This is a genomic window from Streptococcus australis (assembly GCF_015553625.1).
Taxonomy (GTDB): domain Bacteria; phylum Bacillota; class Bacilli; order Lactobacillales; family Streptococcaceae; genus Streptococcus; species Streptococcus australis_B.
Genome location: NZ_JADNGY010000012.1, coordinates 1 through 20545, shown reverse-complemented (window position 1 = coordinate 20545; position 20545 = coordinate 1). Strand labels below are relative to the sequence as shown.

Here is a 20545-nt window from a genome sequence, read left to right as displayed (position 1 = left end):
AAAACCGACCTCGATTTAATTCGACAAAATCATCATTCCATTCTTTTCCCATTATTTAGGAAAAATGATAAAGTCCGTCATATCACAAGCGTTGACAAAGTCTCGCCCAACCTTTACAACGTCTTGTAAAGAAATACTTTGTAAAATTTTTGGAAGGTCAAATAGATTTTCACCCGTCTCAATTGGATTAAATTGAGTAGCAATATAATCCAAGGAATTCAAACCATGTAAAAAATCACCAAACATTTCGCTTTTAATCGTATCCAAATGCTCTTGAGTCACATCGGGATCTTTCTCAAAATTCTTTATGGCAGTTCTGAACTGATGTGATATACTGACAGGTTCAGAAGTATCCATCGTTAACATCACAAAGTGAAACGAAGACTCGACTTCAATTTCTAATGTCAAGGAGTTGTCAAGTTTACCAACTTCATAAAGCGACTGAAATCGTTTGGATGTCCACCCAAACATCATTGCAAACAATAATTTGAGGATAATCTTGTAGCGATACTGGTACATAGGAGGAATTTGATTTCTTCCACGAATTCCAATTGCTAATTTTGGTGAAGCAACTTCCATCCGACTTGTCTCATTTTGAACAACTGGATTTAAGTCTACAGGTGAAATGTGAGGAAGAGGATTTGAAGAAGTTTTCATCTCAAATTCAGAAACAAGGTTCACAAGACTGTCAAGATCAAAATTTCCGACAACTACTAGATACATGTTGGATGGTTGGTAGAATAAATCGAAATTATCCTGTAAACTCTCTTCATCAATTTGAGAGAGAGAAGCTGTAGTACCTGCAATATCTTGGGCCAATGGTGTATCTGGATAGAGATTCGCCAGCGCCCTAAAGAATAATTGATAGTCAGGACTATCTTGGTACATTTCGATTTCTTGTTGAATAATCGATTGTTCCTTCTTTAGAGAATCCTTTGAGAGATGAAGAGACTGTGTCATCTCCAGTAACAATTTCAGACTTTCATTGACATACGAGGTAGTCGAAAAGAGATAACTGGTCTGCGTAAAGCTAGTAAAAGCATTACTTTCAGCCCCCAGCCGTACAAAATGTTGTAAATAATCTTGACCGTCTTGATCTTCAAATAATTTATGTTCAAGAAAATGTGCAATCCCTGCTGGAAATTCTTTTACACCTTCTACTCCATCCATTGTAAATCTTGTGTCAACTGAACCGAATTTAGTAGAAATGATTGCATAGCTTTCATTAAAATCCGTTTTTGGAATTAAATATAACCTCAATCCATTTTGGAGAGTTGTCTGATAAACGCATTCTCCAACAGCTGGATACTCTATTTTCTCCAAATCTTTCTTTATCATTCTCTTCCTTCCATAAAATAGACCGCTTGTAATTTGAGTGATTTGGCAACAGCCATAATTTCATCTTTCGTCACCAGTTGAATGGCTTGAATCCAATCATCAATTGACAAGAACTGTTTTCCTAAAGTGGATTTTAGATAAGCTCTTTCAATCAAGGTGCCAGGTCGATCCTGCGACAATTTTGCAGCATTTATTATCATTTCTTTTGTCAAGCGCAACTCTTCACTGGTAAACTTCCCTCTCTTAAAGTCACTCACTTGACGACTCATCAGAGTCATCGTCCGGGTTCTATTTTTTCTATCAATCCCTGCATAGATACGCATAAAATGAGAAAAAATATCAAAATGGCTGGAGATAGTATAAGCCAACCCTTCTTTTTCTCGGATGACTGTAAACAATTTTGAGTGAGAGAAAGTGCCCAGTAAACCATTTAAAACAATTAAAGCAAAATGCTCTTTCTCTCCATACTGAACAGGAAAGTGATAACCTAATTCTAAAATAGATTGATGAGTCTCTCGCTGCTCCAGTCCTTCTCTGACAACATTCGAGAAAGATTGTGTGTAAAAAAGGTTGACATTAGATTTACGAGGTTGTAAACCAAAGTTACTGATCTTTTCAATGACCGCTAGTTCATTGAAATCACCCATAAAGAAAAAGTCAATCAGATTTGTTTGAAGCATTTCTTGAAATGCTTCATAAGCTGACTCTTCATCCTCATTCTGAATCTGCTGGACACTTCCATACTTACTTAGTTTCATGTCAGCTTGATCATAAAACAACCGATTCAATTGTTGGTGAGCATAATAAAAATGATTTTCAATTTCTGCTTCTAGTTCTGTGATAAGATTTTTTTTCTCTACTAAAAAAGTTTCTGAATGAAAGCATCCATTTTCTGCAAGAGGAGCATTAAGAGATACCTTTAATAAATCCAGCATCTGATCTGTCAAGACATTTTTCTTGCTCAAAAAAGCATCACGGACATAGGATAAATTAATATCAACGTAGTGTGTTTGGCCGCGTTTTGAAACAGAAGTAGAAAAATTGGCTCCATACAAGTTCGCCAACTGTTCTCTAAATTGCTGAGAAGTTGGGTAAAGTTGATTGGCTGTTTCGATCATGCGTGAGGCTAAAACACGTCCTGCTATTGTTTCTTCAGAAAGGGGGGCCGAGAATCGCACTTTTATCTCATTGGTCTTAAATTTTTCTGATTTCATAAAATGGATTCGAACACCAGTAACTAATTCCATCGTCATCCTCGTTCTAACAAATATTACTCTTCATTATATCATGAAATCCCAGTAAAATCTTTCCCAGACAGATTAAAAAACGTTTACACTGACTCGCCCTATTTTAGGTTTTTCATCCTTTTGTGGTATAATAACAATCATTGAGGTGAACTATGAACTATAAACTTTTTGATGAATTTATCACATTACAAGCTCTATTTAAAGAACTGGGAATCATCCAAAGCGGTGGAGCTATCAAAGCCTTTTTACTTGAAAATCAAGTAGAGGTCAATGGAGAAGTGGAAACCAGAAGAGGACGTAAATTACGAGTAGGAGATACAATCAAAGTAATTGGTGATAAGGAAATCGTAACGATTACGCAACCTAGTCCAGAAGAAATTGAAGACTACCAAGCGGACAAGCTAGAAAAAGAACGCGTTGCTCAATTAGTGAAGAAATTAAACAAAGAACAGAAACAAAAAAAAGACACAAAACCAAAAAAAGAGGAGAACAAACGGAAACCCGTTCGTTTCCCAGGGACATAATATGTGGCTTAAATCCATACATATTCAAAAATTTCGAAATTATAAAGAAGTAGAACTCCAATTCCACTCCGGTTTGAATATTTTCTTAGGTCAAAATGCTCAAGGCAAAACCAATCTCCTTGAGTCTATCTACTTTTTAGCCTTGACGCGTAGCCATCGGACTCGTTCCGATAAAGATTTAATTCATTTTCAAGAGGAACAATTTACCGTTTCAGGAGTGTTAGAAAAAAAGACAGGCTCTATCCCTCTAGAAATTTCCTTATCCTCAAAAGGAAGAGTCACTAAAGTGAACCACTTAAAACAAAGCAAGTTATCAACATATATCGGTAACATGAATGTGGTTCTCTTTGCTCCAGAGGATTTACAACTCATTAAAGGATCACCCTCTCTTCGTCGCAAGTTTATTGATATTGATTTAGGGCAGATGAAACCCGTTTATCTATCGGATTTAACAGCCTATCATCATGTTCTAAAGCAGCGCAACAGTTACTTAAAAACGGCGAACACAGTAGATCCAACCTTTTTAGATGTTTTAGATGAACAATTAGCAGATTATGGTAGCCGAGTCTGCATCCATCGGAAAGTTTTTCTTAAAAAATTAGAAAACTTTGGCCAGGAAAAACATTTTGAAATTTCCAATCAAGCTGAAAAACTCACCATTCGGTATGACTCCTCTGTTCCTTTTCAAGATGAAGAAACACTTCGCCCAACTTTTATCAAATTACTACGAGAAAATCGGACCAAGGATCTCATCAAAAAAACAACCAGTGTCGGTCCTCACCGAGATGACATTAGTTTTTACATCAATGACATGAATGCGACTTTTGGTAGCCAAGGTCAGCACCGCAGTGTTGTTCTTTCATTAAAACTAGCAGAGATTTCATTGATTGAATCCTTGACGAATGAAAAGCCTATTTTACTCTTAGACGATGTCATGAGTGAACTTGACAACAATCGTCAACTACATTTACTAGAAGTTATCTCTCGTGACATCCAAACATTTATTACAACTACAACTCTAGATCACCTAAAAGACTTGCCTGAAGACTTAAAAATCTTCAATATTCACTCAGGTCAAATTGACGAATAATTAACAGTGTTGTCAATTTAAATTTACATCTTTTTGACACAATAAAAGTGTGAAATCATAGAATTTCACACTTTTTCTTTTTTATTGAACGGAGTAGTTTGGTGCTTCGTTGGTAATTTGAACATCATGTGGATGACTTTCTTTCAAACCTGCCCCGGACATTTCAACAAATTGCGCATTTTCATGCAATTCTTGAAGGTTGGCAGCTCCAACATAGCCCATACCAGAACGAATACCACCAATCATTTGGAAGACGATATCAGCTGCTGATCCTTTATAAGCAACCCGACCTTCGATTCCTTCTGGAACCAATTTGTTGGCTTCATTGACAGAACCTTGGAAGTAGCGGTCACTAGATCCCTTCTTCATAGCTGCAATGGATCCCATACCACGATAGGTCTTAAATTTACGTCCTTGGAAAATTTCAGTTTCACCAGGAGCTTCATCTGTTCCGGCAAACATGGAACCAAGCATAACTGCATGACCACCCGCAGCTAAAGCTTTTACAATATCTCCAGAATACTTGATTCCACCGTCAGCAATGATTGTTTTTCCATATTCACGCGCGACAGCAGCTGCATCATAAATCGCAGTAACTTGAGGAACCCCAACACCAGCAATTACACGAGTTGTACAGATTGAACCAGGTCCAATTCCAACCTTAACAACGTCAACACCTGCATCATAGAGAGCACGCGCTCCTTCAGCTGTAGCAATATTACCTGCAATCAAAGTGCGGTCTGGGAAATGAGCCCGAATTTCAGCAATCTTACGAAGAACCCCTGCAGAATGACCATGGGCCGTATCGATCACAATCGCATCTGCACCAGCTTCAAACAATGCTTCTGCACGCTCAAATGTGTCAGAAGTAACACCCACCGCACCTGCTACTAAAAGACGACCAAATTCATCTTTAGCTGCATTTGGAAACTCAATGACTTTTTCAATATCCTTAATGGTAATCAAACCAGACAAACGACCATTCTCGTCTACCAATGGCAATTTTTCAATTCGGTGTTCTTGGAGAATCCGTTCAGCGGTCTCTAAATCAGTACCGACTGGTGCAGTTACTAGATTCTCGCTCGTCATTTGATTTGAAATTGGTTGATCATAATCAGAAATAAAACGCAAATCGCGGTTGGTCAAAATCCCAACTAGTTTACGATTTTCCATGGTTTCAACAACAGGTACACCACTGATACGGTAGCGTCCCATGAGTTCATCGGCTTCAGCAATGGTATGTTCAGGTGTTAAGAAAAATGGGTCAATGATAACGCCGTTTTCAGAGCGTTTTACCTTACGAACTTCATCTGCTTGTTGGGCAATGGACATATTTTTGTGAATAACGCCAAGTCCTCCAGCACGCGCAATGGCAATAGCCATTTGGCTTTCAGTGACTGTATCCATTGCAGCTGTGATGATTGGGATATTCAGCACAAGGTTATCCGCCAATTTTGTACGAAGATCTGCATCGTTTGGTAATACATGACTTTCAGCTGGAATGAGCAATACATCATCGAAGGTATAACCTTTTTTCAAAAATTTAGTGTCCCAATTTGACATTCCCATTTTCCTCTTTTCTTTCTTTTTGAGCCAAGCTCGTCTTTTTTGATTGATAATATCATACCATTCTAAGATAATTTGTCAATCATTTGTACAATATTTCAAAAAGAGGTGTTGAAACCTCTTTTGAATCATTTATTGTATTAGATCATCTTCATATCAAGAGCTTATTTGAAATAGTTCAAACCCATAGCAGACTTGACTTGATCGAGCGTTTCTGCTGCAACCGAACGAGCCACTTCACTACCCTTTTGAAGCATATCATAGACTTGTCCCATATCTTTAGCAAATTCAATCCGCCGTTCGCGAATAGGACCCAACTCTCTCTCTAGAATCTCTAAAAGATAGCGTTTGGTTTTAACATCACCTAAACCACCCCGTTGGTAATGCTCTTTCATGTCTTGAATAGTCGCCTGATCCTCTTCTTTTCCAAAAACATCCAAATAATGGAAAACCATATTTCCTTCGATTTTTCCTGGATCTTCGACACGAATATGCTCAGGGTCCGTGTACATACTCATCACCTTTTTCTTCAAGGTGTCCATATCATCCGCTAAATAGATGCCATTCCCAAGAGATTTAGACATTTTGGCATTTCCATCCAGACCAGGCAAACGACCCGCTGCCTCATTTTCTGGGAAAATTCCCTCTGGTTCAACCAAGACATCACAATGATAAGCATGATTAAAGGAACGGACGATTTCACGTGTTTGCTCAATCATGGGCTTTTGATCGGTCCCAACAGGTACCAGATTGGCTTTAAAAGCGGTAATATCTGCTGCTTGAGAAACAGGATAAACCAAGAAACCAGATGGAATAGACTCTCCGAACCCTTTTTGAGCAATTTCTGTCTTAACGGTTGGGTTGCGTTCCAAACGTGAAACAGAGACCAAATTCATGTAATACATGGTCAATTCCGCTAACTCAGGGATTTGACTCTGAATAAAAATGGTTGATTTATTTGGATCCAATCCAGCTGCTAAATAGTCTAGAGCAACGTTTCCGATGGATTCGACAATGGTTTGTGGGTCTTTAGCATGATCCGTTAGGGCTTGCTGGTCTGCTAAAAAGACAAACATCTGGTACTTGTCTTCGTTTTGCATAAGAACTCGATTCTTCAATGAACCGACATAGTGTCCAATATGGAGTTTCCCAGTCGGGCGATCTCCAGTTAAAATAATCGGCTTAGTCATTTTTCTTCCTCCCTGAAGTACAAAATAAAAGCCCACGCATAGCAAAAACTATGCGAGGGCGTCTGAGACACGGTGCCACCTCACTTAGAACAACATCTGGTGTTCCCTCTGGCTCATCACAAATGAGCTGCACATAAGGCCTGCTAGCCGAATCTCTATTGGTTCAGATTCTATTTGAATATCAGTCCATTTCATGCTAGTTCATTGCTTATTTTCAGCGACCATAAGCTCTCTAAAAAACGAATCTAGACTACTCTTCTGATTGATTTTCATTATATAATGACATCAAGGGAAAGTCAAGTTCTTCTCTCTTTTATCCTCCATAATCATCTCCCTCAAATGCTTAAGGGTATTCATTGAAAAATCAAGCGTTTTCTAGTAAAATAGGCTTATATAGACAGAAATAGAGGAGAAATATACGTGCTAACAGTAACAGACGTCTCACTACGTTTTAGTGATCGAAAATTGTTTGATGATGTTAACATCAAATTTACAGAAGGAAATACCTATGGTTTGATTGGGGCCAATGGTGCTGGGAAATCAACCTTTTTAAAAATTTTAGCTGGGGATATTGAACCAACAACTGGTCACATCTCTCTTGGTCCAGACGAACGTCTTTCTGTTCTTCGTCAAAATCACTTTGATTACGAAGATGAGCGTGCCATTGACGTCGTTATCATGGGAAATGAAAAACTTTATAGCATCATGAAAGAAAAAGATGCTATCTATATGAAGGAAGATTTTTCAGATGAAGATGGTGTCCGTGCAGCAGAGCTTGAAGGAGAATTCGCTGAACTAGGTGGTTGGGAAGCAGAAAGCGAAGCTTCACAACTCCTCCAAAACCTGAATATTCCAGAAGAGCTCCACTACCAAAATATGAGTGAACTAGCAAATGGGGATAAAGTGAAAGTCCTCCTAGCCAAAGCTCTCTTTGGTAAACCAGATGTCCTTCTTTTGGACGAGCCGACCAACGGTCTTGATATTCAATCCATTACCTGGCTAGAAGATTTCTTGATTGATTTTGAGAATACTGTTATCGTTGTATCCCACGACCGTCACTTCTTGAATAAAGTCTGTACTCACATGGCCGACCTGGACTTTGGAAAAATCAAACTCTATGTCGGTAACTATGATTTCTGGAAAGAATCATCTGAACTGGCTGCCAAGTTGTTAGCAGATCGTAATGCCAAAGCAGAAGAAAAAATCAAACAATTACAAGAATTTGTGGCTCGTTTCTCTGCCAATGCTTCAAAATCTAAACAGGCAACTTCGCGTAAAAAGATGCTTGACAAGATTCAGTTAGAAGAAATTGTCCCATCTAGCCGGAAATACCCATTTATCAGCTTTAAAGCTGAACGAGAAATCGGGAATGATTTGTTGACAGTAGAAAACTTATCTGTAAAGATTGACGGTGAAACTATACTTGACAACATCAGCTTCATCTTGCGTCCAGGTGACAAGACAGCTCTTATCGGACAAAACGACATCCAAACAACTGCCTTGATCCGCGCTATTATGGGTGAAATCGAATATGAAGGAACTGTCAAGTGGGGTGTCACAACTAGTCGCTCTTACTTACCAAAAGACAATTCAGCTGACTTTGCAGGTGGAGAGTCGATCCTTGACTGGCTCCGTCAATTCGCAAGTAAAGAAGAAGATGACAATACCTTCCTTCGTGGATTCCTCGGACGTATGCTCTTTTCTGGAGACGAGGTTAACAAGCCTGTAAACGTCTTGTCAGGGGGAGAAAAGGTACGCGTGATGCTTTCAAAACTCATGCTTTTGAAGTCAAACGTTCTTGTACTTGACGATCCTACAAATCACTTGGATTTGGAATCTATTTCAAGCTTAAACGATGGATTGAAAAACTTCAAAGAATCGATCATCTTTGCCAGTCACGACCATGAGTTTATTCAAACTCTTGCCAACCATATCATTGTTCTTTCAAAAAATGGTGTTATTGACCGGATTGATGAAACCTATGACGAATTCTTAGAAAACCAAGAAGTTCAAGCAAAAGTCAAAGAACTTTGGAAAGACTAAGAAATCACTCAAAATGATCAAAAACCCTGGAACCTTTGTTTCAGGGTCTTTCAATAGAGTATATGAAATTTAAAAAATATTTATCACACCCCATCATATTTTACTTTACAGCTTTTTTACTTCCCTTTACAATCTTATTTTTTGTCTACCTCAGTCAAGGTATTTATTGGGGTAGTGAGACTTCTCCTTTATTAGGCGATGGTTTTCATCAATACGTTATTTTCGACGTTACCTTACGAAATATTTTACACGGAACCGACAGCCTTTTTTACAGCTTTACAAGTGGACTGGGCTTAAATTTTTACGCTCTTTCTAGCTATTATTTGGGCAGTTTTTTATCTCCCTTTGTCTTCTTCTTTGACAGTTTATCCATGGTTGATTCCGTCTATCTCTTTACACTGATAAAAATAGGATTGATAGGGTTGTCAACTTATCACTCCATTAAAGGAATCTATCCTCAACTACAAAAATTCTTGATCCTTTCACTGTCAACTTTGTTTGCGTTAATGAGCTTCTCCATCAGTCAGATTGAAATCAAAACCTGGCTCGATGTCTTCATTTTGGCTCCTCTTATTCTGTTAGGTTTACACCGTTTGATGACTCAAAAGAAGCGGGTTCTCTACTTTACAAGCTTGACTATCCTCTTCATCCAAAATTATTATTTTGGATTTATGATGGCTATCTTCTTGACATTATGGTATTTCACGCAGCTTTCCTGGGACTTTAAAAAAAGAATATCTTCTTTCTTTGACTTTACAATTGTGTCAATTTTAGCAGGGGTCACTAGCTTGATCATGATTTACCCCACCATATTGGATTTACGAACTCATGGAGAAAACTTTACCAAGATTACAAGAACCTTTACAGAAAATAGTTGGTACTTAGACGTTTTTGCAAAGAATTTGATTGGTAGCTTTGATACAACAAAATATGGGGCTATCCCTATGATTTATGTTGGTCTATTTCCATTCTTACTTGCCTTTCTATTTTTCTTTGTCAAATCGATTCGGTTTCACGTGAAACTAGCATATTTGACCTTATTAGTCATTCTTATTGCAAGTTTCTATTTACAAGCTTTGGATTTATTCTGGCAGGGAATGCATGCTCCTAATATGTTTCTTCACCGTTATGCCTGGCTCTTTTCATTGACTATTTTGTTCATGGCAGCAGAGGTCCTCAATCGGATAAAAGAAATCAATTGGCAACGACTCTGCCTAGCTGTTAGTTTGCTTAGTATTGGATTTATCCTCACCTTTCTCTATCGCAAGCACTATCCTTTCTTGACAAGCAGTCATTATGTATTGACACTAGAATTTCTTCTTGTATTCTTTACTGTGACACTTGCCTTTACAGTTCGTAAACTTTCTCATCCCATTTTTTCTGCTGTTATTCTTTTCTTCTGTTTGTTTGAAATTAGTATAAACAGCTATTATCAGATCGATGGAATTGCAAATGAATGGGTATTTGCAGCTCGTTCTTCTTACCAAGGAAAGATTCCATCAATTGATAAATTGACATCAAGTTTACAGGATGATCAAGAATTTTACCGAACAGAGATTCTCCAACCTCAAACAGGTAATGACAGCATGAAATACAATTTTAGAGGGATCTCCCAGTTTTCATCTGTCAGAAATACAGATACCAGTTCGACCCTAGATAAACTCGGTTTTAAATCAGATGGAACCAACTTGAACTTGCGCTATCAAAACAATACTTTACTAATGGACAGTCTGTTCGGGATCAAATACAATATTTCAGATAGGAATCCTCAAAAGTTTGCTTTTCATAAATTGGAAACGCAAGGAAATCAGACCTTGTATCAAAATGAAAAAGCTCTTTCACTAGCATTTTTAACCGCAAGTCCCTACAAGGATATCCAATTTTCTAATCTAACCTTGGATAACCAAAAGAACTTTCTCAATCATCTAACGGGTCAATCGTTGACTTACTATCAGCGATTACATCCACTGAAAACTGGTGCAGATGATCCTTCTCAAGGTCCTCAGAAAGCTAAAGTTGAAGCAGATAGTTTTCTGACCTATGCCAGTATCGAATATGAGCTCTACATTCAAAACGATAGTCAACTTTACGTGAACCTTCCTTCTTTAGAATTTGAAAATGAAGATTATACAGATGTTGAAATCATTACGAATGGCCAAGTCAACCGCTATACAACAGACAATGTATTTCCATTCTTCACCATTGGTCACTTTACAGCAGGAGAAACTGTTAAGGTTCGAATTGCCTTCCCTGAAAATTCTACAGTAACCTTCCAAAATCCAGAATTTTTTGCTTTGAACCTTCAAGCCTACCAGGAAGCCTTTGAATGGTTGCACCAACAAGAAGTTCATGTGCAAACCAAAGGAAATACCGTCACTGCAGATTTTACAGCAGACCACCATACAAGTCTCTTTTTCACCCTTCCTTATGATAAAGGGTGGACAGCGACAATCAATAATCAACCTGTCCCTATTCAAAGGGCTCAAAAAGGATTTATGACTGTTGATGTCCCTAAAGGAAAAGGACAGGTTGTTCTACAGTTCATTCCACATGGGTTAAAAGAAGGAACCATCGCTTTCCTACTCGGAATTCTTTCCTTCGCTTGCTACAATGCTATTCGAAAGAAATCTCAATCCTCAAAAAATCAGTAAATTCGCATCATAAAGAGCCCCATCAGTTTGAAGGGGCTCTTATTTTATACAAAAAAGCATCCCTTAGGATGCTAGTTTAGCTCCGCCAGTAGGACTCGAACCTACGACATCATGATTAACAGTCATGCGCTACTACCAACTGAGCTATGGCGGAATGAGATATAGTCCGTACGGGATTCGAACCCGTGTTACCGCCGTGAAAAGGCGGTGTCTTAACCCCTTGACCAACGGACCATGTCATTAACAGAACATATCCCATTATACCATCGATTCAAAAATTGTCAAGCCTTTTTCTGTATTTTATTTAATAATTCTTCGACCCTTTTCACCTGTGTACGAGAAACAGGGCAAGTTGTCTCCTCTTCTAACATCAAGAGTCTCTTGCGACGATCAAAACTGACAATCATTCTTTGATTCACTAGATAAGACTGATTAGGACTGAAGAAATGATTGTCCACATCTTTTTCAAGTATATCCTTGATAGTCCCTAAAAATTCCTTTTGAAAATTCTTTCCAACAAGTCGCAATTTGTGGGAAACTCCAGTTGTTTCAATGTACAATATATCTCGATATGGCACTCGAATTTCCATATTTTTGAAACTATACTCAAAGAAATCAATGATATTTTTATTTTCAATCACATTCTTCTTCAAGTAGAGAATACATTCTCTAATTTTTTCCTTAAACAAGTTTTCATTCAAGGTTTTTTCAATAAATTCAAGAGCTGATACCTTGTAACGATAGGTAATAGTAGCAAATTCCGATTTCGTCGTGATAAAGGCAATGATCGCAAAAGGATTGACCTCACGAATCATTTGAGCTGCCTTGATACCAGCTTTTTCATCCCCTTTGATATCAATGTCAAGGAAGAAAAGCTGATGAAAATCACCATTGGTTAGATATTCCTTTAGTTCAGTTATTTTACTGGTGGAAACAATATTTAATCGTAGGCCTTCCTCCTCAGCGATAGCTTTCACATGTTTCTCTACTCGAACTTGTTGAGAAATTTCGTCCTCTAGCAATACAATATTCATCTATCTTCCTTTCTCTCCAATAACTAAGCTCTGCGTAAATCTTCCATTGATCAACTCTGTCTCTAGAAAAATAGCAGCATATTCTCCAATAAGCTCTTTTACAATCGCAAGGCCCATTCCTCTACGATCCCCCTTAGTTGAAAATCCCTTTTCATAGAGCTTATTCCAATTAATCGGTTCATCAGAAATAGAGTTCTTTATGATCAGATGCACTCCATTCGGCATATTAAAAACCGCTATTTGAACTTCTTTTTCTTGACTCATTTTAGCAGCTTCAATAGCATTATTGACTAAAATTCCGACAGTTCGTACAAGATCCAATAATCTCATGGGAACCTTTTCAATAATATCTTCTGTTTCAAAGGTTAGTTTGACACCCATTTCCTCCGCATAGATCCATCCCCTACTTAGGATACTTCTCAAAGCAGAATCTCGAATATTTCCTAGGTCAAATCCTGTATATTCTTCTTTTTGGAGTTGACCGTAGCATTCTTCAAGAACATCTCTTTGAATTCGTTTAATATCCTCAATATTTTCTTCCTCAATCGCTAAATTTAAGGAAGTGATAATATTGCCAAAATCATGACGAAAACCTTTTAATTCTAAATAGAGGCCTTGAATTTTATTCATATACTGCTCCATTTGGCGTTGTTCGAACCTCTTTTGCTTCAACTCCATTTTCTTTTCATAACGATCTCGAACCGTCTTCATTTGAACCATGGTTCCGATAAAGATCAAGAAACAAATCGTTGCTACCATGCTACCAAAACTATTGAAATGAGCAATATCACTTATCCAATGAGAAGCATTCAATACTAAGGTTAAAATAAGATAACTAACGATCAATTGCTGGACAAATTTCTTAAAAACCCGCTCTTTAAAATAGAGAAGATTCACTTCGAGAATCGTTAATACCTTCATAATTAAAATAAGTGAGATAATTCGAATAGTTAAAAAGTAATAATCAGAGTATTGGTTAATTATACTATCACCAAAAATAGAAGAAGTAATTACAGATAAAAATGTATCTGTACTTTCAACTGCTAGATAAATGATGAATGAGTAAAGAACCGCTATCTGACGTTGAAGATTACAAATAAAATAGTAATAAAGATAAAGAAATAGTGGCCATAGACATAACATTAGATAATCAATATGTAAATCAAAGTAATCTAAGACCACTGTGATGACAAATACAGCAACAACACCAGATCCTAAAATCAATTGTTTACTATATTTATTAAGTTTTTGATCAATTTTTAAAAAAGATAAAAAAATTGTAAAAATAGTTAAAATTGAGAATAGGGTATTTAGAAACATCAGTTTCCTCCTCTACCAAAAATAAGCCCAATAAGATCAGAAAAATTATTTTTTTTGCGTTTATCCCCTCCACAAATTTGCTGCAATTCTTTTTCTGTAAGAACCTTAAATGCTTTAGAAACTGTCGATGGATTGTTTTTCATAAAAAAATCTCCTTATAATTTATTTGATCATTAAATTATTAAATTTAATATACATAAATTTTAGTAAAAAATCAAAGACTTTTTTTACATTTTCGCTATTTGGTTCATTTTTACAGCTATTTGGAACAAAAAATCAAGTTTTTACAATTTTTTTATCCTATCTGTTTAGAAAAAACTCTAGTTTTTTTTAAAAAAAACAAGTAATAAAAAAACGTGATTTCTGTAAAAATCACGTTTTTTTATTTTGATCCCAGCAGGATTCGAACCTGCGACCGTTCGCTTAGAAGGCGAATGCTCTATCCAGCTGAGCTATGAGACCAGATGTCTTTTTATTCTATCAGAAAATAGGAGGAGCGTCAAGATTCATTTATGGTAAGGACTTCCCTGTTGAATCATAAATGCCCGGTAAATTTGTTCGATTAAAACAAGCTTCATCAATTGATGGGGAAGGGTTAACTTTCCAAAACTCATAAGTAAATTCGCTCGTTTTTTAACTGCTGGAGACAATCCTAGGCTCCCTCCAATCACGAAGGTAATTTCAGAATACCCTCGTACAGTGACCTCTTCTAGGGTTTGACTAAACTTCTCAGATGGAAATTGTTGCCCTTCAATCGCTAAGGCAATCACATACTCACGATCTCCAACTTTAGCTAGTATACGATTTCCTTCTTTTTCAAGGATTTGCTGGTTTTCTAAATCACTTGCTCGATCAGGAGTTTTTTCATCCGGCAATTCTATCATTTCTAGCTTCGTAAACCGCCCCAAGCGTTTCGTATACTCGGCGATTCCATCTTTTAAATACTTTTCTTTTAATTTTCCAACTGTTACAATTTTAATTTTCATATTCATATTCTAACACAAATGAACTTATACACAAGTCTTCAACAAATAAGACAGAATCTATCTTTCAAAAAATGGCTCTATTCTCACGTTTTTCACACTTATACACAGTTTTCCACAACTTGTGGAAAAAATTTCCATTTTAAGTTATAATTAAGAAACTAGGTCTATACTTTTCCATAATTGGAACAATAGGAGAAAACTATGAAACAACCATCAAATTTTCTAAAAAAAATTTTGCAACTTTTACTTGTTCTTGTCATTGGGTTTACTGGAGGAATCTTAGGGACCTTGACCTCTTTCCAGTTTACCAAGGGGAATTCTACAAATCCTAGCCAAGAAATAAAATCTACCAAAGTTAATCATGCTTATAAGAATACAACATCAACTAGTGAAGCTGTTGATAAGGTTAAAAATGCTGTTGTTTCTGTTATTACCTATGCTGAAACCTCTGAAAAAGGCTTCATCAATGGAGAAACAGATTCTGATCCAGAAGTAGCTAGTGAAGGTTCAGGTGTTATCTATAAAAAAGACGGTAAAGACGCTTATTTAGTAACAAATGCCCACGTATTAATGGGAGCAACAAAAGCCGATATTCTCTTTGCAGATGGAAATAAAGTTTCTGGAGAAGTTGTTGGTTCTGATACTTTCTCAGATATTGCGGTTGTTAAAATCAGTTCAGATAATGTTACGACCGTGGCTGAATTTGGGGATTCATCTAAGTTGACTGTTGGAGAGACCGCAATCGCTATTGGTAGTCCTTTAGGAACAAAATTTGCCAATTCCGTTACCCAAGGGATTGTCTCTAGTCTCGGACGTACTGTGAAGCTCAAATCAGAAGACGGCCAAAATGTATCTACAAAAGCGTTGCAAACGGACGCTGCAATCAACCCAGGGAATTCTGGTGGTCCCCTTATCAATATTCAGGGACAAGTCATCGGAATTACCTCAAGTAAAATCTCTTCAAATGGCCAAACTGCGGTTGAAGGAATGGGATTTGCAATTCCTGTAAATGATGTACAAAATATTATTGAACATTTAGAAAAAGATGGTAAAGTCATTCGTCCAGCTCTTGGAATTACCATGATGGACCTGGCTAACCTATCCTCTTCTGATCTTAGCCAATTAGACATTCCAAGCAAACTCAAAGGTGGGGTTCTTGTCCGCTCAGTTGAAAATGATATGCCGGCATCCAAATATTTGCGTCGATTAGATATCATTACAAAAATCGATGACACAAACATTGAATCAACTGCAGATTTACAATCTGCCCTCTATTCTCATCAAATTGGTGATAAAATTAAAATCATTTTCTATAGAGATGGTAAGCAAAAAACAGCTACCATTGAGCTGACAAAATCTACAGAAAATCTTGGAAATTAAGTAAATTTACAACAGTGTCAACACACCTTTACGAAATTGTAAAGGTGTGTTATGCTATATACATCATGGAAAAAATTGATATTATTGACGTAAAGCAAATACGAACCAATCCTTTTCAACCTCGTCAAACCTTTGTACAAGAAAAATTAGAAGAACTCGCAGCTTCAATCAAAGAAAATGGATTAATCCAGCCCATTATTGTTCGAAAATCTCCGATTGTTGGTTATGAACTACTTGCTGGAGAAAGACGCTACCGAGCAGCTCAAATGGCTGGTTTCAAAGAAATCCCTGCGATTATAAGAGAATTATCAGATGATGACATGATCAAACAAGCCATTATCGAAAATTTACAAAGGGAAGATTTGAATCCAATTGAAGAGGCCGAATCCTACCAACATCTTATTGATAAAGGGGCTACCCATGAAGAAATTGCACAATTTATGGGAAAATCTCGTCCTTACATCAGCAACATGGTCCGTTTGCTTCATCTCTCACCAGCTGTCAAAGAAGCCATCAAAAATGATCAAATTTCACAAGGACATGCCCGCATTTTAGTTCCTTTAAAAGAAGATCAACAAATCTATTGGTTGGAACGAACTCTGAAAGAAGGGCTAAGCGTTCGTAGTTTGGAAGAAAAGGTTGGTCAAAAAAAGAAAAGGCCAAGTAAAAAAGAGAAAGAACTCTTTTTAGCACAGGAAGAAAACAGATTAAAAAAGATGCTGGGAACCGAAGTAGAAATCCGTCTGACAAAACAAGAAAAAGGTAGTATTCATATTTCATTTAACAACCTTGATGAATACCAGCGAATTATTAACAGTCTCAAATGAGGCTGTTATTTTTTATAGAACAATTAACAGAATTATCCACTTCTTCAAAAATCCTCCTTACTTGATATTCCTACTTTCTTCTCTCTTTTCCCCAACTTGTGGAAAACTTCTACACACATTGGGGATAACTATTCACATATTGTGGAAAAAACTCTTTTTTATTCCCTCAGAACAAGTTGTGGAAAACTCCCTCCTTTTATGATAAAATAAGAAAAACATAGCAAGTAAAAATGAATAGGAGGGCGATAAGTGTCAAGAGAAGAAACATTCTGGAATCGTGTGATTGAATTAAGTAAAAAGACATTTAAAAAAGAAATCTTTGACTATTTTGTCCTTACTTCAAGACTCATCAAAGTCGATCAACAAGAAGCCGTTATTTATTTAGATGCGGAAGTGAAAAAATTATTCTGGGAAGAGAATATGACAAAGGTGATTTTGACTGCTGGATTTGAAATTTATGCAGTAGAATTAACCATTTCCTATCAATTCAATCTTGAAGAAGAGGAAGAAGAAAAAGAGTTTATTCCCCTTTCAGAAATGAATAGAGACTATGCAGTGAGCCATGCTCCGATAGTAGATTTGCCTCCTATCCAAACAGGATTAAGAAAGAAATACACCTTTGATAATTTTGTAAGTGGAGATGGAAATCAATGGGCTTTGGCTGCCGCTTTAGCAGTTTCTGAAAACCTTGCTACCACTTATAATCCTTTATTTATCTATGGAGGACCCGGTTTAGGTAAAACGCATTTGCTCAACGCGATTGGGAATCAGATTATGGAAAACTACCCAAATGCTCGAGTAAAATACATCCCAGCAGAATCCTTTATCAATGAATTTTTAGAGCGTCTTCGCCTCAATGATATGGATACCTTTAAAAAAACCTATCGAAACTTGGATTTGCTCTTAATTGATGATATTCAATCGCTTGGAGGAAAAAAGGTTACAACTCAAGAAGAGTTCTTTAATACCTTTAATGCTCTTTATGGGGATAATAAGCAGATTGTCCTAACCAGCGATCGTAGTCCTGATCATTTAGATAGCTTAGAAGAACGTCTAGTCACGCGCTTTAAGTGGGGCTTGACTCAAAATATTACACCACCAGATTTTGAAACGCGAATTGCTATTTTGAGAAATAAAATCGAAGACCTAGACTTTACTTTCCCAGATGATACTCTTGAATACCTAGCAGGTCAATTTGATTCGAACGTCCGAGACTTAGAAGGTGCTTTGAATGATATTTCTCTCGTGGCAAGAGTTAAAAAAATCAAAGATATTACAATTGATGTCGCAGCCGAAGCCATTCGAGCTCGTAAGAATGAATCTTTACAAATCACTGTAATTCCTATTGAAAAGATTCAAGCTGAGGTTGGAAAATTTTACAATGTCAGTGTCAATGAAATGAAAGGCACTCGACGGGTTCAAAATATTGTCCTAGCTCGACAAGTAGCTATGTACCTCGCCCGCGAAATGACTGATAATAGTCTTCCCCGTATTGGTCGTGAATTTGGAGGAAAAGACCACACAACAGTCATGCATGCTTATGAAAAAATCAAAGGGATGATCGAAATTGATGACAATCTCAGACTCGAGATTCAAACTATCAAGAAAAAATTAAAGTAATCTCATGTGGACAATCATAGAAAAACTTGCTTCTTTTTCCACATGTTGTAAACAAGGAACTTTTCAATTCCTGTCTGGCTTTAGAAGACTTTTCCACATGTTCCACACACTCTACTATTACTATTAACTTACTAATACTAAAATAATAAAAGGAGATCTCATGATCAATTTTTCTATTAACAAGGCTTATTTCCTACAAGCTTTAAATACGACAAAAAGAGCCATTAGTTCAAAAAATGCAATTCCTATCTTATCTACTATTAAGATTGACGTAACTTCTGAAGGAATTACTCTCATTGGATCAAATGGACAAATTTCAATTGAATACTTTATTTCTGTTAAAGATAAAAATGCAGGCCTTCTAGTAACAACACCAGGCGCTATTCTCTTAGAAGCAACTTTCTTTATCAATGTTGTCTCAAGTCTACCAGATGTCGTTTTAGATGTGAAAGAAATCGAACAAAAACAAATTGTATTAGTTAGTGGGAAATCAGAAATTACCCTTAAAGGGAAAGATGCAGAACAATATCCTCGCATTCAAGAAATTTCTGCTAGCAACCCTCTAACGCTCCCAATTCAAACCTTGAAGAAAATCATTTCTGAAACAGCTTTTGCAGCAAGTACCCAAGAAAGTCGTCCGATTTTGACAGGAGTCCATTTTGTTCTTTCTGATCACAAGGAATTAAAAACGGTGGCAACAGATTCTCATCGAATGAGTCAAAAAAATATTACTCTTGAAAAAAATGGGGATAACTTTGATGTTGTGATTCCAAGCCGTTCTTTACGCGAGTTAACGTCTGTCTTTTCAGATGAAATTGAACAGGTTGAAGTCTTCTTTGCCAATAACCAGATTTTATTTAGAAGTGACAATATCAGTTTCTATACACGCTTACTAGAAGGAAACTATCCAGATACAGATCGCTTGATTCCAACAGAGTTTAGTTCTGAAGTAACCTTTAAAGTTGCTCATCTTCGCCAAGCAATGGAACGGGCCCGCCTTTTGTCTAACGCTACTCAAAATGGTACTGTTAAATTAGAAATCGCTAGTGGAGTCGTTTCTGCTCACGTAAATTCTCCTGAGGTAGGGCGTGTGAATGAAGAAATTGATACAGAAGCAGTTTCGGGAGATGATTTGAACATCAGCTTTAATCCAACTTATTTGATTGACGCTTTGAAAGCTATTGAAAGTGAAAAAGTCGTCATTCGCTTCATCTCTGCAGTTCGTCCCTTTACATTGGTACCAGCAGAGGAATCTGAACGCTTCATTCAATTAATTACACCAGTTCGGACCAATTAAGGGCCAAAAGCTAGCATCAAAAAGGCTAGCTTTTCGTCTTCTATGTTGATGAAAGGAAAATCCATGTATCAGGTCGGTGATTTTGTAGAAATGAAAAAACCCCATGCTTGTATCATCAAAGCAACAGGGAAAAAAGCCAATCGTTGGGAAATTCGGCGAGTAGGGGCAGATATCAAAATTCGTTGTAGCAATTGTGATCATATGGTCATGATGAGCCGTCATGATTTCGATCAAAAATTAAAAAAAGTATTGTAAAAGAGGCTGGGACAAAAGTCCTAGCCTCTCAATTATTTTTGGATTGTTGAGCAAGACGCAGTGGTTGAGTGGGCTCTACTACGCTGATTTCATCAGCTTTTACAGCCCTACTCAACTGTGCGGAGGTGGGACGACGAAATCGAATTCTAACGAATTACCGATTTCTGTCCCACTCTC

Annotated in this window: 17 protein-coding genes and 3 tRNA genes; 9 read left to right on the top strand and 11 right to left on the bottom strand. The window is 37.0% G+C overall.

Features of this window, described 5'->3' with window-relative positions:
- Positions 1-51: 51 nt before the first annotated feature.
- On the bottom strand, positions 52-1338 hold the full coding sequence (gene yfmH, locus I2D56_RS09215; RefSeq protein WP_023024790.1) for an EF-P 5-aminopentanol modification-associated protein YfmH: 1287 nt from the start codon (positions 1336-1338) through the stop codon (positions 52-54).
- Positions 1335-2585 carry an EF-P 5-aminopentanol modification-associated protein YfmF gene (gene yfmF / locus I2D56_RS09210; RefSeq protein ID WP_123159943.1) on the bottom strand — a complete coding sequence of 417 codons (1251 nt, stop codon included), beginning with the start codon at positions 2583-2585 and terminating at the stop codon, positions 1335-1337. Before yfmF ends, yfmH begins: the two co-directional genes overlap by 4 nt.
- A 152-nt stretch (positions 2586-2737) precedes the next feature.
- Here yfmF and yaaA point away from each other — a divergent pair, with 152 nt between their 5' ends.
- Together yaaA and recF are read left to right on the top strand one after the other, a co-directional pair.
- On the top strand, positions 2738-3109 hold the full coding sequence (gene yaaA, locus I2D56_RS09205) for a S4 domain-containing protein YaaA (RefSeq protein ID WP_023024793.1): 372 nt from the start codon (positions 2738-2740) through the stop codon (positions 3107-3109).
- A 1-nt stretch (position 3110) separates the two neighbouring features.
- Positions 3111-4199 carry a DNA replication/repair protein RecF gene (gene recF, locus I2D56_RS09200; RefSeq protein WP_042361444.1) on the top strand — a complete coding sequence of 363 codons (1089 nt, stop codon included), beginning with the start codon at positions 3111-3113 and terminating at the stop codon, positions 4197-4199.
- 81 nt (positions 4200-4280) lie between these two features.
- Here recF and guaB read toward each other — a convergent pair whose 3' ends face one another.
- Positions 4281-5762, bottom strand: coding sequence for an IMP dehydrogenase (guaB, locus tag I2D56_RS09195; protein WP_195348410.1), 1482 nt, complete (start codon positions 5760-5762; stop codon positions 4281-4283).
- Between the two features lie 167 nt (positions 5763-5929).
- On the bottom strand, positions 5930-6955 hold the full coding sequence (gene trpS, locus I2D56_RS09190; RefSeq protein ID WP_042361299.1) for a tryptophan--tRNA ligase: 1026 nt from the start codon (positions 6953-6955) through the stop codon (positions 5930-5932).
- A gap of 420 nt (positions 6956-7375) precedes the next feature.
- On the opposite strand from trpS, the gene I2D56_RS09185 reads away from it, so the two are divergent.
- The gene (locus I2D56_RS09185) at positions 7376-8998 is read left to right on the top strand and encodes an ATP-binding cassette domain-containing protein (protein WP_006595336.1); all 1623 of its coding nucleotides are present in this window, start codon (positions 7376-7378) and stop codon (positions 8996-8998) included.
- A gap of 62 nt (positions 8999-9060) precedes the next feature.
- A complete protein-coding gene (locus I2D56_RS09180) occupies positions 9061-11649 on the top strand; it encodes a YfhO family protein (protein WP_229050212.1) in 2589 nt (862 codons plus the stop codon).
- Between the two features lie 80 nt (positions 11650-11729).
- Here I2D56_RS09180 and I2D56_RS09175 read toward each other — a convergent pair.
- From I2D56_RS09175 to rlmH, 7 genes are all read right to left on the bottom strand, one after another.
- Positions 11730-11803: transfer RNA gene (locus I2D56_RS09175), tRNA-Asn, on the bottom strand.
- A gap of 8 nt (positions 11804-11811) precedes the next feature.
- Positions 11812-11883, bottom strand: a tRNA-Glu gene (locus I2D56_RS09170).
- A gap of 47 nt (positions 11884-11930) precedes the next feature.
- Positions 11931-12683, bottom strand: coding sequence for a response regulator transcription factor (locus I2D56_RS09165; RefSeq protein ID WP_154854253.1), 753 nt, complete (start codon positions 12681-12683; stop codon positions 11931-11933).
- Entirely contained in the window at positions 12684-14003 is a 1320-nt protein-coding gene (locus tag I2D56_RS09825; RefSeq protein ID WP_229050211.1) for a sensor histidine kinase, read from the bottom strand. It lies immediately after the preceding gene.
- On the bottom strand, positions 14003-14146 hold the full coding sequence (locus I2D56_RS09155; protein WP_082160962.1) for a bacteriocin: 144 nt from the start codon (positions 14144-14146) through the stop codon (positions 14003-14005). Before I2D56_RS09155 ends, I2D56_RS09825 begins: the two co-directional genes overlap by 1 nt.
- A gap of 245 nt (positions 14147-14391) precedes the next feature.
- Positions 14392-14465: transfer RNA gene (locus tag I2D56_RS09150), tRNA-Arg, on the bottom strand.
- Between the two features lie 44 nt (positions 14466-14509).
- Positions 14510-14989, bottom strand: a complete 480-nt coding sequence (rlmH, locus tag I2D56_RS09145; RefSeq protein WP_195214270.1) for a 23S rRNA (pseudouridine(1915)-N(3))-methyltransferase RlmH — start codon at positions 14987-14989, stop codon at positions 14510-14512.
- 201 nt (positions 14990-15190) lie between these two features.
- On the opposite strand from rlmH, the gene I2D56_RS09140 reads away from it, so the two are divergent.
- The 5 genes from I2D56_RS09140 (at position 15191) to I2D56_RS09120 (ending at position 20368) form a co-directional block, all read left to right on the top strand.
- A complete protein-coding gene (locus tag I2D56_RS09140) occupies positions 15191-16369 on the top strand; it encodes a S1C family serine protease (protein WP_129822610.1) in 1179 nt (392 codons plus the stop codon).
- A 65-nt stretch (positions 16370-16434) separates the two neighbouring features.
- Positions 16435-17196 (top strand): ParB/RepB/Spo0J family partition protein, encoded by a 762-nt coding sequence (locus I2D56_RS09135; protein WP_129822611.1) that lies wholly within the window; start codon positions 16435-16437, stop codon positions 17194-17196.
- Between the two features lie 249 nt (positions 17197-17445).
- Entirely contained in the window at positions 17446-18816 is a 1371-nt protein-coding gene (gene dnaA / locus I2D56_RS09130) for a chromosomal replication initiator protein DnaA (RefSeq protein ID WP_195348409.1), read from the top strand.
- Between the two features lie 160 nt (positions 18817-18976).
- Positions 18977-20113, top strand: a complete 1137-nt coding sequence (gene dnaN, locus I2D56_RS09125; protein WP_123160750.1) for a DNA polymerase III subunit beta — start codon at positions 18977-18979, stop codon at positions 20111-20113.
- 63 nt (positions 20114-20176) lie between these two features.
- Positions 20177-20368 carry a DUF951 domain-containing protein gene (locus I2D56_RS09120; protein WP_129822612.1) on the top strand — a complete coding sequence of 64 codons (192 nt, stop codon included), beginning with the start codon at positions 20177-20179 and terminating at the stop codon, positions 20366-20368.
- Positions 20369-20545 lie beyond the last annotated feature (177 nt).

Coding starts and splice junctions, on each gene's coding strand:
- I2D56_RS09165 (WP_154854253.1), bottom strand. CDS start 12,683: ATGAATATTGTATTGCTAGAGGACGAAATTTCTCAACAAGTTCGAGTA.
- I2D56_RS09155 (WP_082160962.1), bottom strand. CDS start 14,146: ATGAAAAACAATCCATCGACAGTTTCTAAAGCATTTAAGGTTCTTACA.
- yfmH (WP_023024790.1), bottom strand. CDS start 1,338: ATGATAAAGAAAGATTTGGAGAAAATAGAGTATCCAGCTGTTGGAGAA.
- recF (WP_042361444.1), top strand. CDS start 3,111: ATGTGGCTTAAATCCATACATATTCAAAAATTTCGAAATTATAAAGAA.
- I2D56_RS09140 (WP_129822610.1), top strand. CDS start 15,191: ATGAAACAACCATCAAATTTTCTAAAAAAAATTTTGCAACTTTTACTT.
- yaaA (WP_023024793.1), top strand. CDS start 2,738: ATGAACTATAAACTTTTTGATGAATTTATCACATTACAAGCTCTATTT.
- guaB (WP_195348410.1), bottom strand. CDS start 5,762: ATGTCAAATTGGGACACTAAATTTTTGAAAAAAGGTTATACCTTCGAT.
- I2D56_RS09180 (WP_229050212.1), top strand. CDS start 9,061: ATGAAATTTAAAAAATATTTATCACACCCCATCATATTTTACTTTACA.
- I2D56_RS09825 (WP_229050211.1), bottom strand. CDS start 14,003: ATGTTTCTAAATACCCTATTCTCAATTTTAACTATTTTTACAATTTTT.
- rlmH (WP_195214270.1), bottom strand. CDS start 14,989: ATGAAAATTAAAATTGTAACAGTTGGAAAATTAAAAGAAAAGTATTTA.
- I2D56_RS09120 (WP_129822612.1), top strand. CDS start 20,177: ATGTATCAGGTCGGTGATTTTGTAGAAATGAAAAAACCCCATGCTTGT.
- I2D56_RS09135 (WP_129822611.1), top strand. CDS start 16,435: ATGGAAAAAATTGATATTATTGACGTAAAGCAAATACGAACCAATCCT.
- trpS (WP_042361299.1), bottom strand. CDS start 6,955: ATGACTAAGCCGATTATTTTAACTGGAGATCGCCCGACTGGGAAACTC.
- yfmF (WP_123159943.1), bottom strand. CDS start 2,585: ATGGAATTAGTTACTGGTGTTCGAATCCATTTTATGAAATCAGAAAAA.
- dnaN (WP_123160750.1), top strand. CDS start 18,977: ATGATCAATTTTTCTATTAACAAGGCTTATTTCCTACAAGCTTTAAAT.